This is a genomic window from Acinetobacter sp. UBA6571 (assembly GCF_002434085.1).
GTDB classification, from domain to species: domain Bacteria; phylum Pseudomonadota; class Gammaproteobacteria; order Pseudomonadales; family Moraxellaceae; genus Acinetobacter; species Acinetobacter radioresistens.
In genome coordinates this window covers 1-15,336 of the sequence record NZ_DJJJ01000025.1, presented here as the reverse complement: position 1 = coordinate 15,336, position 15,336 = coordinate 1, and the positions used below count along the sequence as shown (strand labels likewise).

Annotated in this window: 18 protein-coding genes and 1 pseudogene; 4 read left to right on the top strand and 15 right to left on the bottom strand. The window is 38.4% G+C overall.

What is annotated here, in order from left to right; translation table 11 throughout:
* Positions 1–252: 252 nt before the first annotated feature.
* Positions 253–1,050, bottom strand: coding sequence for a BRO-N domain-containing protein (locus B3X18_RS03625; RefSeq protein ID WP_105919073.1), 798 nt, complete (start codon positions 1,048–1,050; stop codon positions 253–255).
* A 203-nt stretch (positions 1,051–1,253) separates the two neighbouring features.
* On the opposite strand from B3X18_RS03625, the gene B3X18_RS03620 reads away from it, so the two are divergent.
* Positions 1,254–1,610, top strand: a complete 357-nt coding sequence (locus B3X18_RS03620) for an Arc family DNA-binding protein (RefSeq protein ID WP_034688636.1) — start codon at positions 1,254–1,256, stop codon at positions 1,608–1,610.
* A 23-nt stretch (positions 1,611–1,633) separates the two neighbouring features.
* Here B3X18_RS03620 and B3X18_RS03615 read toward each other — a convergent pair whose 3' ends face one another.
* From B3X18_RS03615 to B3X18_RS03600, 4 genes are read right to left on the bottom strand one after another with little or no spacing between them, the layout of a single operon-like run.
* A complete protein-coding gene (locus tag B3X18_RS03615; RefSeq protein WP_034688635.1) occupies positions 1,634–2,083 on the bottom strand; it encodes a hypothetical protein in 450 nt (149 codons plus the stop codon).
* A 6-nt stretch (positions 2,084–2,089) separates the two neighbouring features.
* Positions 2,090–3,424: an AAA family ATPase gene (locus tag B3X18_RS03610; RefSeq protein WP_034688633.1), complete on the bottom strand. Its 1,335-nt coding sequence runs from the start codon at positions 3,422–3,424 to the stop codon at positions 2,090–2,092.
* 21 nt (positions 3,425–3,445) lie between these two features.
* Positions 3,446–3,943 (bottom strand): type II toxin-antitoxin system VapC family toxin, encoded by a 498-nt coding sequence (locus B3X18_RS03605; RefSeq protein ID WP_034688631.1) that lies wholly within the window; start codon positions 3,941–3,943, stop codon positions 3,446–3,448.
* Positions 3,940–4,785, bottom strand: a complete 846-nt coding sequence (locus B3X18_RS03600) for a hypothetical protein (RefSeq protein WP_228133632.1) — start codon at positions 4,783–4,785, stop codon at positions 3,940–3,942. The genes B3X18_RS03605 and B3X18_RS03600 overlap by 4 nt, the downstream gene beginning before the upstream one ends.
* 156 nt (positions 4,786–4,941) lie before the next feature.
* Between B3X18_RS03600 and B3X18_RS03595 the strand changes: the two genes are divergently transcribed.
* Positions 4,942–5,220, top strand: a complete 279-nt coding sequence (locus tag B3X18_RS03595) for a hypothetical protein (protein WP_034688629.1) — start codon at positions 4,942–4,944, stop codon at positions 5,218–5,220.
* A 6-nt stretch (positions 5,221–5,226) separates the two neighbouring features.
* On the opposite strand, the gene B3X18_RS03590 is transcribed toward B3X18_RS03595, so the two are convergent.
* Positions 5,227–5,451: a DUF333 domain-containing protein gene (locus B3X18_RS03590; protein ID WP_228133631.1), complete on the bottom strand. Its 225-nt coding sequence runs from the start codon at positions 5,449–5,451 to the stop codon at positions 5,227–5,229.
* A gap of 366 nt (positions 5,452–5,817) precedes the next feature.
* Between B3X18_RS03590 and B3X18_RS03585 the strand changes: the two genes are divergently transcribed.
* Together B3X18_RS03585 and B3X18_RS03580 are read left to right on the top strand one after the other, a co-directional pair.
* Entirely contained in the window at positions 5,818–6,954 is a 1,137-nt protein-coding gene (locus B3X18_RS03585) for an OmpW/AlkL family protein (RefSeq protein WP_034688626.1), read from the top strand.
* 493 nt (positions 6,955–7,447) lie between these two features.
* The gene (locus B3X18_RS03580) at positions 7,448–8,092 is read left to right on the top strand and encodes a hypothetical protein (protein WP_034688624.1); all 645 of its coding nucleotides are present in this window, start codon (positions 7,448–7,450) and stop codon (positions 8,090–8,092) included.
* A 119-nt stretch (positions 8,093–8,211) separates the two neighbouring features.
* Here B3X18_RS03580 and B3X18_RS03575 read toward each other — a convergent pair whose 3' ends face one another.
* The 9 genes and pseudogenes from B3X18_RS03575 to B3X18_RS03535 all read right to left on the bottom strand — a co-directional run.
* Positions 8,212–8,964, bottom strand: coding sequence for an N-acetylmuramoyl-L-alanine amidase (locus tag B3X18_RS03575; protein WP_034688623.1), 753 nt, complete (start codon positions 8,962–8,964; stop codon positions 8,212–8,214).
* Positions 8,961–9,524 (bottom strand): hypothetical protein, encoded by a 564-nt coding sequence (locus tag B3X18_RS03570; protein ID WP_034688622.1) that lies wholly within the window; start codon positions 9,522–9,524, stop codon positions 8,961–8,963. The genes B3X18_RS03575 and B3X18_RS03570 overlap by 4 nt, the downstream gene beginning before the upstream one ends.
* Positions 9,525–9,588: 64 nt before the next feature.
* Positions 9,589–9,819, bottom strand: a complete 231-nt coding sequence (locus B3X18_RS03565) for a hypothetical protein (protein WP_034688620.1) — start codon at positions 9,817–9,819, stop codon at positions 9,589–9,591.
* Positions 9,812–11,710: a hypothetical protein gene (locus tag B3X18_RS03560; RefSeq protein ID WP_034688618.1), complete on the bottom strand. Its 1,899-nt coding sequence runs from the start codon at positions 11,708–11,710 to the stop codon at positions 9,812–9,814. Before B3X18_RS03560 ends, B3X18_RS03565 begins: the two co-directional genes overlap by 8 nt.
* Before the next feature lie 13 nt (positions 11,711–11,723).
* Positions 11,724–12,404, bottom strand: a complete 681-nt coding sequence (locus B3X18_RS03555) for a discoidin domain-containing protein (RefSeq protein WP_034688615.1) — start codon at positions 12,402–12,404, stop codon at positions 11,724–11,726.
* A 3-nt stretch (positions 12,405–12,407) separates the two neighbouring features.
* Positions 12,408–12,803, bottom strand: a complete 396-nt coding sequence (locus B3X18_RS03550) for a hypothetical protein (RefSeq protein WP_034688614.1) — start codon at positions 12,801–12,803, stop codon at positions 12,408–12,410.
* On the bottom strand, positions 12,800–13,072 hold the full coding sequence (locus B3X18_RS03545) for a hypothetical protein (protein WP_034688612.1): 273 nt from the start codon (positions 13,070–13,072) through the stop codon (positions 12,800–12,802). The genes B3X18_RS03550 and B3X18_RS03545 overlap by 4 nt, the downstream gene beginning before the upstream one ends.
* Positions 13,073–13,092: 20 nt before the next feature.
* Entirely contained in the window at positions 13,093–14,385 is a 1,293-nt protein-coding gene (locus tag B3X18_RS03540; protein ID WP_034688610.1) for a hypothetical protein, read from the bottom strand.
* A gap of 120 nt (positions 14,386–14,505) precedes the next feature.
* Positions 14,506–15,336: pseudogene (locus B3X18_RS03535) on the bottom strand (hypothetical protein); the annotation flags it as partial.

Genomic DNA, 15,336 nt, shown 5'->3' with positions numbered 1-15,336 from the left:
TTATAATTTATTGGCGTAGATTTGGTGCTCTCAGTGACTTATCCACAGACTTTAAAAACATAAAAACCGACTCAAAATTCATTTTGAGCCGGCCAATCTGCTCAATAAGTATAATTCATATTACAGAGTGGAAAAACTGTGATTGTTGCTCTTGTGAATAATTAATGTATCCCTAAGTCTATGTTTGATTATGTCGATTACTTGAGTGCCCTCACTTGGAGAGCTTTTTATTTAGCTTAACTTTTTATGTCTTTAAGTCCGGTTCAGCAGGTTATAACGATCTGTCGAGTTCATGTGCCATGGATAGTTATCTATACGCTGTCTGAGCTGCGCTACCTTGTCCTTTTCAATATAGAGCCATCCGACAAAAGCTCCATCAATAAAATGATCGTGTATGGTTCCTGCCAATTGAGGATCTAAAGTGCGGATAGCCGGCCCAAACTGGCGCCACCAGCCGGCAAGCCATACCAGATGAATGGCCATTGCCCTGACATTCATATGTACTTCCTCGGTTTCAGGTTTGGTACGCAATGTCAGGGTTTCCAGATAATGAACTGCATCCTGAAAGTGGATAGCCAGAAGTTCGCTATAGCGCGGTATACGGAAATGCTGGTTATGTCGGCTCCAGAGTTCTGTACGGCGTTTGACACTCCCCTCACAGCGACGGTCCACGATTTCCTTAAGTGTTGCCTGCTGCTGGGCATTAATTTTAACTCGAGTGTCAATCTGTTGTTGCAGGACTTCATTATCCAGTACGTCTAGCACCCATTTTCGAAATTCTTTGGCGACTGGCGTGCGGGCAAATACTCCTACTAAATGTGCTCCACGTAGTGAAAAAATTCGCATACCCAAATTGGGTACCTGAGGGTTTTCAATAACTCTCGTCATATTACAAGTAAATTCATCTGATCTACGATTAAAAATCTGAGTAACTTTATCGGAACGTGTATAGCCAAGCATTTGTGCTAGTTCAGATGAAGTAATCCAAATTTGATCATCATTTTGATTAACTGGATGAAAACTAATGTCATTAAATGATAGACTGTTCATGTCTAATCTCCTTGCAGGGTTTAGATAGAAAGCCCCTCCTTCCGCCAAGTTGTAGGGGCTTTTTTACATTGAACCTTTTAATATTGCACAACCTCATTTTGAGGTTATAGATATTTTGGTTCATATTTAAACCGAAATTAAACCATTGTGGTTCACATGTCAATCTGATAAATTACTTTCTATCGGCAAATGGAGTTTTTTAAATGACTGAAGATGCACAACTCAAAATTCGGTTATCACAAGAGTTGAAATCTATTTTAGAAGAAAGATCTAAATCAAATAATAGAACCATGAATGGTGAGATAGTTAATATCTTGGAGCAAGCTTTATTAAACTCCAAAGCCAACTCTGGTCGGTCTATTTACTTCAATGATATAAACTGCATCGAAGACTATCCAAAAGAATCACTTCATGAGCGTACTGCACGTGTTGAACAAATGATCTCAAAACTATTCTATAGCCATCCAGAATATGAGCTTATTAATATCGAAACGTTGAATGATGGGAAAAAGATTCGTTATTGGTACTCTATTCCTAGAAGTGAGAGTTTTAGAGATTAAAAAAAGCACCGTGAGGTGCTTTATTAAATATGAATAGTATGTAAATTAGTGTGGGGACTAAAAATCTCTCCATTAATTCTTCTAAATTTTTTTTGTAAAATTTGAAATTTAGTACTAAAACTAGGGACGCTTCCTGAGCCCCCACTTTTTACAATATGACATTCAAACTTTTTAGATGGTTTAATAATTTTTACAGCACTTTCGAGTTGCCCTAATGCCTTAACAATATCTCCACCTTTCAGTTCAACAAAATACAACTTTTCATGATCTTTTGGTCCAATTACCCAATCACATCTTTCATCATTAGGTTGTGAAATTTCACATTTACAATTATCAAATTTAACTTTCTCAAATATCAATGGTCTTTTAGCGGAAAGAATAAAAGTAGATCGGCCTTCTGACACTTTACAATTAGATATAGGCTTTGTGATTTCTTTTTGGGTACAAACATCAAAAAAAAGACTACAGCTCATAACAATTCACCCCAGAAGCTCTTCAAAGTCGCTGCTCAACTTAGATGAAATTAAATCAATCTCATCCGCATTAATTAAACCTGTTTCTTCATCAATAATTGATTTAATTTTTCCATTTATTAAAATATAGGCTGCTACATTACTTGTATTGATGGCCGCATCAATCCATTCTTTAGCAGAAGAACTTTTAATTTCAAAATTCTCATATTTAGCTATATATGCTTGAATAGCATTATTAATACTCATAAGAATATAAGGACTATGAGTAGTAATAATAAAATTAGAAAGTTCTTGATTTAAATTATAAGTTTTACCAATTAACTTAATTACTTCAGCTTGTGCTGATGGAAATAAATGTGCCTCAGGTTCTTCAATAATTAAAGTATTATTTTTTGATGTTGAGGCTACAGATAATAACATCGGTAAAGCTTCTTGCTGTCCAGAAGAAGCAAACTCAAGATTAACTAATGCACCATCTTTAGATTTAATAAAATCCCGGTCTTTTAATCTAATATAATTTCCGCCAAGAATTGTTAAACAGGTATTTTCAAAATTAGATTTCCCTTTAGCGGTATAAAAAAATTCGTCTTGGTTCTCTGTGCAGCCATACTTCATACGTTCATAACGCGCACCAAACTCTTTTAGAAAGAAATCAATAGGTAAATTATTAGTTAAAAAGTTAAAGATTGATTTCTGTAAGTTTGCAAAAAAGGATCGACCTGCAGGAACATAAACAGATCGTTCCTGATTCATATACAACTTATCAAACTCTAGTGCCTTATTAAGTTTAGCTTTAATTGTTTCAAAATCAACTGGTTCTGAATCTTTTGACCTTTTTGTTACTAAATATTTAGAAAAACTATTTACAATACTTTCAAAATCGACTCTATCATGTTGCTCTTCACCAATTAACTCATAAAATGAAGGAAAGCTAAAATCATCTTTAATTTTTTTACATCTTCTAAATATATGTTTTAAAGATTTTAAATTGCTATAAAACTCTTCATCAAAATCAATATTTATTTTTGAGTTATTAGCTTTTTTATTAATACTACAAATAAATTTTTCACAAGTAAATTTAATATCAATATCTTTATTTTGAAGGTTATCCATATTAAATATTTGTAAAAATTTATCTCTTAATTTTGATTGTAATTGTAACTTTGTTCCATTATTAATCACATTACTAAATACATCTTTTTCTAACCCTTCGAAAAAGTATAATAATTTCGATACTAAACTTTTACCTTGGGCCTGAGGACCAATAATAACCAATAAATCAGTATATTCAACTGTGATGGCATTTAATATTAAAAATCTTTTTATTTCTAAAGTTTTCATTAAAACACTCTTATTACCTTATTACTGTAAAATTTTAATCTCAGACAAAAATAATCCTGTCATCTTCTCAAAATAATTATTGTCTATATAATCATAAATAGCCAATGATAAACCAAGTTCATTCACAACTGTTTTGAGGCCCTGATCATGAGTAATAATAGCTATAGCATTATTAGCGAGTGCTATCCCAATAATTTGAATATCAACCTTTACTTTTTGACGTGGATCTTGAGACTTTCTATTCTTCGGCAAATTGCGATATTCGCGATAAACTTTGGCAGCACTTAACGCTGCTTTTGCATCAAAATCCAAATTTTTAAATTTAGAGGTTGGTTTAAGCAAACTTAAAGAACGTGCTTCATTGTCATCACCCGCGATAAATTCAGAGATTACTGGCATCGGCAAAGCCATAGAGAAATTCTTGCTTTGATTAAGGAAGGCAACAAGATTCTTATATTCAGCCTGATCTTTGTCTTTCATTAATAATGTAATTAAGGCATTTGTATCTAAGATGATCAATCTTGTCGCTCCTTCAGCCACTCAGCTATCGGGTCATCATGTGTAGACCAATTCGATGCACCTTTTGCTCTAAAGTCATCAATCCACTCTTCTAAGCTAACCTCCTCAATAACATGAAACTTATTGATGATGTACTTCTTAAGGGTCAATTGATAAGAATTAGATTTCGATAAGTAAGTAGCTACCCCTTCAAATCTTAAAGATTTATCCGTATTAAAGTATGGATGTAATTCTTGTAATAATTTCTTAGAACACTGCGCAGCAACTTCTACGCCATTATTTAAAATAATAGTGATATGGTCTGATTTATCCCGGCCTTTTTGAAGGCGAGTTAAACGTCCATCTAGAGACTCTTCTTGAGTGAAAGTTGCTTCAGTTTCTAATTCTGGTACTACACATAGAATTTCTTTAGGTTCGTAAAGTTCATCTTCTTTTAAAGTACCATATGAAATTTCAGCATGATGAAAACCATACTTCCCCAGTTCTTTTTGTATACGAGCAATTTGTCTGTGCTTTGCCGCTGTATCCTTCATTACATTGGACATAGCCAATGATTTACAGTCACTTGGGACTGTAACTGCAATAGTCGTAGAGCCTTCTTTAATTGTATTGAAGCTAGCTTGTTTAACTCCAACAATTTGACCTAGTGCAGATAGTAAATTTGCAACACTGGAGATTTCTAGGTCATATAAGTGCCCATCATGGATTTTTAAAACAAAATCGAGATCCCCAGCTTGTTCTTGCTGAACAGCCGGATCTAATAGATCAAGACTTTGCTGGGCAGCTTTGCCCTTTTTATCCACTTTTGACATTTCAAAAACTATAAAATGCTTTACTGCCATTATGTTCAATTCATTGAACAAATAAAAGATCTTTGAGAAATAAACTTTTCTGTTATATAGCAATATTATTAATCAATTTAAAAATTACTAATCTAATATCTCTTCAAAAACGTGTGATAGATTCGAGAAACAAAGGAACAATTTCATAGGGACAATATGAATAGCTTAAAAAAAGCATCTACCGTTTCACTTGCAGCTCTTACCCTGCTTGTATCTGGTTATAGTGTTGCGAAAGAAGAAATCAGACAGCCAAAGCAGAATGAGGGACGCTCTCAAGTTGTACCTAGAAGTTTTAGTGATCTGATTACACCAAACAGTATGCGTTTCTCGGCAAGCTGCTGTAAACACTGTAGTAAGGGCAAGGCTTGTGGAAACTCATGCATCTCCCGTTCTAAAGACTGCCATAAGCCACCTGGCTGTGCATGTGATTCTTAGTAAATCTTATTTTTGGTGATGATCTTTTCTGAATAGCTCCCACTCTTCAATAGTTTGTCCATTGGGGAGCTGACATAGAGCATATTCCCCGCCATCCTTATTTTTCTGCGGAATTAATTTCCCGCCCTGTTTAATACAGTATTTACTTGCCGGGTTAGGCATTCCTACCGACATCTCACTATTATTTGAAGGAATAGAATTGCATGCGGTTAAAGTCATAGTTGTAACCATCAGGATTCCTAAGTAGATTTTTTTCAAGATTTATATCCTTAAAAGCAGAAATAATAATTTTAAAAATATTTTTATAAGATGGTTGTATCAATATTGTCTTCATAAATTTTGAGAAGGTTCTGTAATCACTAGAGCTTTCAAGAAGCGCTCTTGTAGAAGTTTACTCTAGCATTTAAGTGACTAATATCCGTTTCTAAATTTGAAATACCTCTCATATTAAGTAATGATCAAATACTTGTTAATAATTTTTTCGTAAAAAGATAGTTACTTTTCCACTTATCAGTATTTAATCGACTTTTCACTAAAAAAATGTATCTTAATGGTGCAAGTTATTGAAGACTTTGCCGATGTATAAAAGGACTAACAATGAAAAAAATGAATTTTGCCAATAAATCTATAATTACCATAGCAACTCTTATCACTGCATTCTCAGTGCAAGCACAAGACTTTAAAAGGTTTTCTGTGTCAGCAGGCTGGTTGCACGTAATGCCTCAAGGGAAAGCCAATCCATTTAACATAAGTACTGCTGTAGCAAATGGAACTACTGCCGAAGTGGGATCTATTTCAACCACAGCATTTATGAAGGCCGTAGATCCGAACGCAAAATTGAGTACTGGAGAGAATGCTAAAGAAATTCTCGATATGGTTTTTAGTCATCCAGTTGATCAAAACGGTAATCCAAAACCATCTGTAGGCCAAATTTTAGGTCTTGTAGATGAAAATGACATGGTATCACCTGATATAACTGGAACAGCAACTATTAATGGGTTAGAGCAATGGAAGGCACAAGGATCAGGCCTTGAAGCTGATGATGTAGATACTTTAGGATTAACATTTAATTATTATGTTAATGAAAATGTTTCATTACAACTCATCGGCGGAATTCCTCCAAAAGTTGATATTAAGGGAAAAGGTGAAATCAATGCACCATTATCTGGATTCGCGAAACCGGAAGGATTAGCTGCTTTGGTGATAGGGGATAGACTAGATCTACTGCAAAATATTCCAATCACGAACCTCGGCAATAAATCTAAGGCGGCTACGGTACGTGCTTGGACTCCTGCATTAGAAGCTCAGTATCAGTTCGGTAAACCGGGAGTAAATAAGTTTCGCCCATATATTGGCGCCGGTTTAATGTACGCCTATTTCAATGATATTAAACTTAATCCACAGATTGAGTCTGACTTAGAAGCCGCTGGTCACATGATTCAGAATGTTCTAGATGGTAAAGCGGGTGCTGCACTGGATGGCACAGTTTCATCAGGTGTCATGCGTGTAGAAGTCGATGCAGATGACGCAATAGCTCCAATTATTACAGCTGGTTTTACTTATGATTTAAACGAAAACTGGTATACCGTAGCCTCTGTGTCTTACGCAAAGCTAAATAATAAAGCGACCATTGATATAATTAATGAGAGTACTGGTGTACGTTTAATTAATGCCACAACGAAAATCGATATTGATCCTCTAATTACTTACTTGGGTGTAGGTTACCGATTCTAATTTTTAAGCATTTAGAAGTTAGTCGGTATTATTTCGACATATAAACCCTGCTATACGAGATTATTGGCAGGGTTTTATTTTGCTAGTTTATTTATTAAAAACGTTGAGTAAGCAGACCTCTAAAGAAAACTTATTCTCATATATATTAGGTTCTAATTTTTATTCATGAAATATAAAAAGCTAGACCTCTTTCACCACCTACCTTGCGGGCAGATGCAACAATTTATACATTTGGCACAATACGTTTATTTAAAAACAAACAGCCAATCGGCGGGCCTTTTGCTCTCAAAGTTGGAAAAGGTTTTTGGAATACTGAGAAAGATAGACAGCCAGTAGGGAGCTGTGAAATCACATTACCCGCCCCCGACTTACAAGCAATAACAGTGTCCCTAGACTTGGGCTTCGAGGGTAAATTTGATAATGGTAAAGTTGTACCAAACCCACCATATAAAACACACACTTTCACAATAACCTCAGCATCACGACGTAAAGCATGAAGAAATATTTAACCCCTATTATTCTTTGTACTGTTGGGCTAATCAGTGCCTGCAGTAATGCTACAAACTCATCAAAGGATGTAGAAAAAGTCCCAAAAGAATCCGTTATTAAAACAGTCTCAGCCGAAGATCAAAAGATCATTGATAAGTATGAAAGTTACTTCAAATACTACCGCGAGGGTAACTTTGAAGAATTTCAAAATAAAATGAAAGAGATATTGCCTGAGGTCAGTACGATTTCTGATAAAAAGAAACGTGAATTTATGCAAATGAATATCTACATGACTTTGCAAAATTATAATGATGCGTATGCTTTAAATGAAAAACAACTGAAGGAGAAACCTAACGATACAGCAAGGCTTACATTTAGATGTCAGTTATTAACCTTGCAAAAGAAAGAAGCTACTTTGATTAATAAATGCTATGACAATTTAGCAGACGTTTTAAAAGTAGAGTTAGACAAACCAGAAAACAAGAGTAACCCTGATTATAAGATAGGCGAGTTCTCATACTTGTTTGCAAAATATAAAGCTGGTCACACTGAATACAAGCAGAAAATGCAAGAGTACATTGCAGAAACTAAGGATGAAAAATTAAAGGCATCTTTAACATCGCTTTACGATGTGGAATTTGAAAACTAAAAAAACCCTGATTTCTCAGGGCTTAATCTTGCATACACTGCACACAGATACTAACTTTTATTTGTGTATTGATTGAATGAGCTGTGCAACCTGATAAAAGGAGGCACAGCGTTAAAGTATTAATTGCGCTTTTCATAATCGATCAGCACATCAGCAACTGCTTTTGCAGCTAACCAGTAACGAGCATTAAAGCGGGATATCTCATCCTCATTACTAATAAAGCCTAACTCTACAATTAAGCCCCCATTACTAATAAAACCTAACTTTCCACGCGCTGACTGACTTTGATCAATCCAGCCTTCATTACCTCGCAAACGTGACCCTAAAGCAGCAGCTACAGCCTTTGATAAATCTTGAGCAAGTTTCTTGTCTTTCGGTAGTGCAATAGTTTCAATGCCATTTGCCTGACTAGATCCAGCTGCATTTAAGTGAAATTCAACTGCAACAGAAGAACCTTTAATTAATTTGATGGCTGAAGCTAATGGATTGTTAGTCGTACCCACACCATCCGTTTTAATACTAATACCGGAGCTCTTTAAGTAATAAGCTACTGCATTACGGAAATTAGTCACCAGTTCAGCTTCTTTAAATTTGCCACTGACTGCACCAGGATCAACATTAGAATGGCCGGCTGTCACAGTGACAAAACCTAAAGGCTGGTTCTGGTTTAAATTCGGCTGGGCTTTTTTTCGGCCAATCAAAACAGCCAAGAACATCAAGCCCAAAGATGCAATCGTTTGATATGGTTCAGGCAATATATTGGCGTTATATACCTCTTGTATAACCAGTTGCAGACAGGATAAAAAAAGCGCCATGTAGGCGCCATATTTTACTGAGTCAAATTTCCAGACACTTTCGTTTATTAATTTCATGGTTGGGGTCTCGTGTAATTTGGATTATAAAATTTGTTTCGGATTTCTTCTAAAATTCGGATGGTTTGGTCCCCCTGCTTTTCAAGAACTTGGATTTTTTGACTGTTCTCTAAGGTCCGGGTACTTACTGCATCTGTTTTTGCAGTCTGATTACTCCATCCAAGCCAAAGTGCGCCAGCTAAAGTTAGGCCGCCCCATTTGACAATGTTTGTAAAGTTTTCAATCTTTGTTTTACCTTCATTTAAAGGCCGAATTTGTAGATCCAATTCTCTATATTTCACCTCGCTATCCAGTTTAATTTGCTTTATTTCAGCCCGAAGCGTTGTTTTAGTACGTTCCAGATCATCTTCAAGTCCTTCACGAAACTTATGGAGATTCGTCTCGGTGAGCTGTTGTTTCTCTTGAAGTTGATCAAACTGCATGCTTATGCGATCCATCTTCTGCGGAACATCTGTCAACTTTTCCATATCTTTCCGCAGTAATGCGATAGAATCTGAAATCGCTATAAGCTGCCCAGCTGTTGCTGCAGGCGGATCAGATGTGTAGTTGTTATCAGGCATACCTCCCCCTTTTTTCAGATATAAAAAAAGCACCCCGTAGGGTGCTTAAACTGTTTTAGCTTTCTTAAATTTCTATCTGTATGACCCTGCCTTCAGGCGCTGGGCGCTTGATCTCGTTGTTTGATACAAACACCCGGGTACCTGTTAAGTATTTGGTACTGCTGGTGCACAGGACCAATCCGCTACCATCGACCACTAAAACCTTATAATTAGGATGATCTGCTGAGGTAATCTGTCCAATAAACTCCGGGGCCTTGGGTAATAAGTCGATTAAACGTTGTAATGGATTACTCACGATTTACCCTCTCGACTTTGATGCTCTGGTTAATCACCGCATGATTAAATGACACGTTCACCTCATCAATGATGCCCCACCACTCAGCATTAAATGCTACTAAATCACCAGGTGCACATTCGCTCACATCCGGACCAATCGGCATCACCAGATTGTGGGTTTCGACCATACTGGCTTTAGCAAGTGCTGACTTGCCATAAGACCCCATGCTCTCAACGGTAAACAGTGGACTGTTCGCTGTTTCCAGCAAAGTATCACCTGCAGTGCCGGTACGCTTGATCTGACCACTTAAGCCAGAGCGGTCATTAGTCAAAGTAATCCCGTTATAATCAGGATAAGGCTCATAATCGGTAGACTGCTCTGTGACCAGACTTTCAGGGATCAGCCGATCATATTCTTCAACCGTGATTGAATCCCAGAATGTTTTTTTGTACTTGGGCTTTATAGTGATGGTATCGCTACCCTTCTCGCTGTAGACAAAGCCACCTGCACTTTCAGCAATCATTTTGATTACAGCAATGGGGGTCATGTTTGAATAGCTCAAGCTGCCCGCTGGAACAATCCAGCTCAGCTCGTCGATCAGCTCCCACTTCAGTGTTGTTGAGCTGTTGACCCGATCCAGTTCAGCCTGACAGAGCTGCCGTGCGGTCCTTTCATTCTCCTGGATAAATGACCGGGTTGGAGAATATGGCGCATCAAGTAAAGCGGACTGGCTACGGCCATTCAGTGTATAAGTGGTTTCGGCAAAGCGACGTGAGCGACTACGGTTTTCAAGCAGCATGTGATGCTCGGTACCATTCACCATAACTCTTAAAATCACAGGTTGGCCATTAACCGGTTCGAGCTTTGGTATTTCAGACGCGGGTACGCTCAGGCTATATGACCAGCACCAGCGGCTGCGATCTGTGCTGTAACTGCCATCATAAACCAAAATATTCTGGCCATTGTCCAGACGGCTTACGGATAATTCATTCACGATATACCACCAGTTTTTTGGCGGCAGACCTGGAATACAGTCATCTGCCGCGAAATTTAAAATAAGGTTGTGTGGATCCGGTTCGGTACACAGACAGTTAAAGTTCAGGTCAGTACTGCCCACGTATTCAGGAAGTTCCGGCTGTGGCCAGGGTTGAACCGGATGCTTGCGGTAATGAATGGCTTTGGCTTTATCCCAGGCAATGCTATTGGTCGTGATCAGTTCAAGACCTTTATCCCACTCGAATGTAAAATGCTTTTCAAAGACGTGGGCTACTTGATGCGAATAAGTAAAATTCTTGCGCTTCCGTACCAGCTCCTCCCAATCTGAAATACGGTTGATCCTAAGCTTACTGCCCTCTTCAAATACCAAGGTTCGAGTTTTAGTTAATCGCTTATTCTCTTGCCAGACGAAATCAGCAGAGCTGACCAGCCCGGTACTTTCTTCATGCTGTAACTGAACCGAGCGGTACAGCAAGGCAGCCTTTTCAAAGCTCAGTAATGCCTGATTGCTCAGCCTTAAACTGTGCTCAAAATAAAAGGCGCTGTGATGCGCCCGTAATACCGGTTTAGCCCAAGGGATTTCAATTACACTTAAACAGGGCAAAGCTCCCTGATAGCCAGCTATGAGATAAGCCTCAATGCCACGGATAAAGTTGATATCAAATATACCAGAAGCAACCGACTTAAATGATACATCCACAAAAGCGACCACTTGTCCTGTATTGTTTACTTGTTGACTGTTGGTACCAACGATAAAGGGTTCAAAAGAAACGCTAACTCTTGCTTTTAAAATACTTGCTACATAATTTTCATCATAGGTTGCACTTAAGCTAAATGGCTTTGTTAATGCACTTGGTGCAGGATTGTCTTGATATGTGGCAACAAGGCTGCTTGGTTTATAGTCATCACTCATAGCTTACCTTGTATTATTTCAATGAGAATACTTTTCCAATCCCAGGCACCCAACCAGATACACCATAAAAGCCTTTAATATCTACCCAAGTCAAATTATCTTCCGAGCCTTGTATAATAAAGTCTTTTGGTGCTCGGCCTTGCCATGGATGAAGATTTGTTGGGTATATTCGCACCTCAACTACATCTTGAGGGGATAGCAAATCAAAAGCCACCCAATGTGGGCCCGACACGCCTATAGCCGAGGTCCAGATATAATTTGCCCCATCAAAAGCATTGGATACCAGATTGCTCGCAGGACGATCAGGGTAATAACTACTTTGATATGAAGGTGTTGAAGCTGTAGTGATGTCAACACCCCCAGATTGTAAAGCAAATTCTATCTGCTGAAACTCGCTATAACTGTCCAGCCCGTTGTTTGCGGTAATGTACACTCTCATATACCTGAATGGTAAAAATGGGGATGCTTTAACTTTAATTTGCTCGCTTAGTAAATTCGCCCCATCTCGATTAACACGCACCATATAGTAATAAGTCGCACCTTCAATAATGGCTGTATCAATGTAGTACATTGTTGTTAAACCGGTAGCAATAGCATTAGGAAGTGAACTAATATTTATTGGTGTATTCGAACGAAAAATATCAAAGCTATCGAAATCACCAAACTGCGCGAACTCCAAACGAATACCAGCCATAAATTACCCCAAATATGGTTTTAGAATGATTGAGTCAAGTGTCTGTTTAGAACCCATAACTAATTCATAGTTATTTAGAATGATGTCTGTACCCATCTGAAAATCAGCCACCACATCCCCATTCGCGCTAAATAATCTAGCCCAAACAGCAATTCCTGTTTTTAAAACAATTTCTGATGAGGTGGGAAATAGTTCAATACCATCTAAAAGCATTCTTTTGAAACTTGGATTAGGAAGATTTAGAACTACAAGTTTTTTAGATTCATTTGGCTCAATTAAGGTGGAAGTGGGTTTTTCATCTTCATAAAAAACAAAGGTAGCATTTCCCCTACCTTGATCTATAAAGTTTGCTAGTGCTTGAAGTTGAGCAAGGCCAGCAACTAAAGAAGGGATTATCATTTAGGCCTCACATTATATTGAATCACTGCGTTGAATTGCTGGTTCTTGTCAAAAGCCACAATAAACGTCTTTAAGTCTGTGTTTAGTCCTAAAAACTGATAATTGCCATCGGCATCAGGCTTGCGGATGGCAATCGGTTGTAAGTTGGCTTTGTTGTATACCACTACGGTTGCATTCTGATATTTTTCACCAAGTTTTTTAACTGAGCCCTTAATTTGTGCAACTACAGGGCCGACACTCAGGTTTTGTAAAAGATCAGATGATTGCATAGCTAGGAACTCGCACGGCTTCACTCCAACTCTCCCATATAAAAGTAAAATCCCCCCATAACATCGCCTGCAGCTGGATTGTTATAAAGATTTTCATAGATATACATCGATGACTCAGCAATTATTGGTGTTACTTGTTGATACAAGGGATTTTTTCTTGAGAAGCAAACATGCTTTAGGTTGCCTCGCAGGAAACCGTTATCGTCGCCGAAAGGAAAGCTTGTTGCAGCAACCAATGAATTACTGTGAAGATCATTAATCCCACTTCTATACCCCGTAATATCACAATTTGCATAAGTGTGATCTGTTAGGGGATTTGCTGGGTCATGTTTTAGCACCAAAAACTTACCACTAGCACTACTACCGCACAGCATTGTCATATTGGGGGAGTTATAGATAGTGTTATAGAAGCTGGTTGCTGTTTGCTGCGTGATTACACCCCCCAAAAACCAATTCTGAATTAACGATTTATCGAAAATAGAGTCAAATAGTCCACAGCCCATCATAATTTTACGATTAGGAAAATTTACATGAATATTTGTTAAAAAATAAAAAGCATTTTGGTCACCAATTAACGTAAATTGACCACTGCCATTTGTGTTAATTGAATCTGAATCCGCATATTGTTCACCCGGATTTCTTTCCCCACGTTTTCGCCAATACCAGCGATTCCACCCTCTAATCACGTTTGTACCCGTGCCTGTTATTTTCCAATTCTTTGCAGGATCGGTCGAATCAAAAGGCAGTTGTAAAACTTCAGGATTCTCATAATCATCAATATGGGTCATGTTTTCAAGCAAACCCACCATCGCATATTTTGCATAGCTTGAAGTGTAAACACCACTAGTATCATCTGGGCTTGTTAATGATTCATCAACACGAATAAATGGATGCTCTACTGTTGGGTTTTTCGTGCGATATACCCGTTTCACATCATTTGGATCTCGAAAAATAATCTCATAGCCAAGTGAAGCCAGCTTTGCAGTACCTGTAGTGGTAATTGCTTGCCCCTTCAACTCTGCTTTAAGGATGAGAGTTTTTGAATCAGGTGTGCCCTTGATGCGATATTTCCCATTGATACTGGCGGGTACAAACCCTTGCAGTTCGATCACCTGAAATAGCAACGCCTTGTGTTCTGCATATAGATTAAGTGTAATATCACCCTGTGCATCGATTGTAGCTGAAGTAATTGCAGTTAAAGGCAGACCATTGACCAGACAGGTATCCAGTAACCGGATCAGATCTCCCCAGTTATTACTTAGTACCAGACCGTTTAAATGACTAAAAAACTGAACATCGACATCTGTCGCCATATAATTGATTCCATAAAAAAAGACCACACGAGGCGGTCTATAGAAGAGAGATACTTAATTACTCGGCATGCTTAACTCGTAGCAGGAAGAATACATAAGCCTTATTACTTCCGATCAAGGCTAAACATCACGATCTATATCACCACGCAGCATGATCTGGAACTGATCTGACATCACACTCGGTTCGGACTGCTTTACGGTGCGAATCACCCAAACCGGGAAGGTTGCAGCCACTGTATTAAAGCGCAGCACGTTACCACTCACCCAGCCCTGCCCCCAGCCTTCTTTTTTAATAATGAAGTACGGCACACCGGTCACCGGATTAATTGGGGCATAGTCTGTGTTGATAGTTCCTGTTCCAATCTGTCCCGAGTATTCACCCACACAGCGGAACGATTGATCTCCAGTAAAAACCAAGGCCCAGCGTTCCTGAATTGCACCATTATTCGTGACTGCAATTGGATATAAGGCATCATTGTAATTGGCTGAAATCGCCCCACCAGTGGCCTCATCTGACCAGATACTATTCCATGACTGCTGTACAAATTTGCCGGTGGACCGGGCCTGCATATCGCCAATGATCAACGCTGAACCGACAATAGTATTTTCAGCATCATAATTGTGGGTCAGTGGCTTGGTGAAGGTTAGCTGGCCGTTGATCTGCACATCACGGATCAGCAGCATGTCCTGATAGCGATAACGCATGCTGAGCGGTGCAACCAGCGCATTTAAAGCAAAATCACCGCCCAGAGTAAACTTGCCATAGTCATAATCCATGCTGTACATATCAAACGGTACTTTTACCCCGTCGGCATCTTCCAGCTCGGCCCATGAAATACGCTGATCTGGCAACTCATAAGTCTGGCCAGCCACATAATCCGGCAGTTCAAAGGCTTTACTGGAACTGACAATAGCAATATCACCAACCCGGTAAATCGGTACCCGGCCATC

What these genes read in the sequence shown, in the direction of transcription:
- B3X18_RS03625 (WP_105919073.1), bottom strand. Translation starts at nt 1,050, where the DNA reads ATGAACAGTCTATCATTTAATGACATTAGTTTTCATCCAGTTAATCAA.
- B3X18_RS03620 (WP_034688636.1), top strand. Translation starts at nt 1,254, where the DNA reads ATGACTGAAGATGCACAACTCAAAATTCGGTTATCACAAGAGTTGAAA.
- B3X18_RS03615 (WP_034688635.1), bottom strand. Translation starts at nt 2,083, where the DNA reads ATGAGCTGTAGTCTTTTTTTTGATGTTTGTACCCAAAAAGAAATCACA.
- B3X18_RS03610 (WP_034688633.1), bottom strand. Translation starts at nt 3,424, where the DNA reads ATGAAAACTTTAGAAATAAAAAGATTTTTAATATTAAATGCCATCACA.
- B3X18_RS03600 (WP_228133632.1), bottom strand. Translation starts at nt 4,785, where the DNA reads ATGGCAGTAAAGCATTTTATAGTTTTTGAAATGTCAAAAGTGGATAAA.
- B3X18_RS03595 (WP_034688629.1), top strand. Translation starts at nt 4,942, where the DNA reads ATGAATAGCTTAAAAAAAGCATCTACCGTTTCACTTGCAGCTCTTACC.
- B3X18_RS03590 (WP_228133631.1), bottom strand. Translation starts at nt 5,451, where the DNA reads ATGGTTACAACTATGACTTTAACCGCATGCAATTCTATTCCTTCAAAT.
- B3X18_RS03585 (WP_034688626.1), top strand. Translation starts at nt 5,818, where the DNA reads ATGAAAAAAATGAATTTTGCCAATAAATCTATAATTACCATAGCAACT.
- B3X18_RS03580 (WP_034688624.1), top strand. Translation starts at nt 7,448, where the DNA reads ATGAAGAAATATTTAACCCCTATTATTCTTTGTACTGTTGGGCTAATC.
- B3X18_RS03575 (WP_034688623.1), bottom strand. Translation starts at nt 8,964, where the DNA reads ATGAAATTAATAAACGAAAGTGTCTGGAAATTTGACTCAGTAAAATAT.
- B3X18_RS03570 (WP_034688622.1), bottom strand. Translation starts at nt 9,524, where the DNA reads ATGCCTGATAACAACTACACATCTGATCCGCCTGCAGCAACAGCTGGG.
- B3X18_RS03560 (WP_034688618.1), bottom strand. Translation starts at nt 11,710, where the DNA reads ATGAGTGATGACTATAAACCAAGCAGCCTTGTTGCCACATATCAAGAC.
- B3X18_RS03555 (WP_034688615.1), bottom strand. Translation starts at nt 12,404, where the DNA reads ATGGCTGGTATTCGTTTGGAGTTCGCGCAGTTTGGTGATTTCGATAGC.
- B3X18_RS03550 (WP_034688614.1), bottom strand. Translation starts at nt 12,803, where the DNA reads ATGATAATCCCTTCTTTAGTTGCTGGCCTTGCTCAACTTCAAGCACTA.
- B3X18_RS03545 (WP_034688612.1), bottom strand. Translation starts at nt 13,072, where the DNA reads ATGCAATCATCTGATCTTTTACAAAACCTGAGTGTCGGCCCTGTAGTT.
- B3X18_RS03540 (WP_034688610.1), bottom strand. Translation starts at nt 14,385, where the DNA reads ATGGCGACAGATGTCGATGTTCAGTTTTTTAGTCATTTAAACGGTCTG.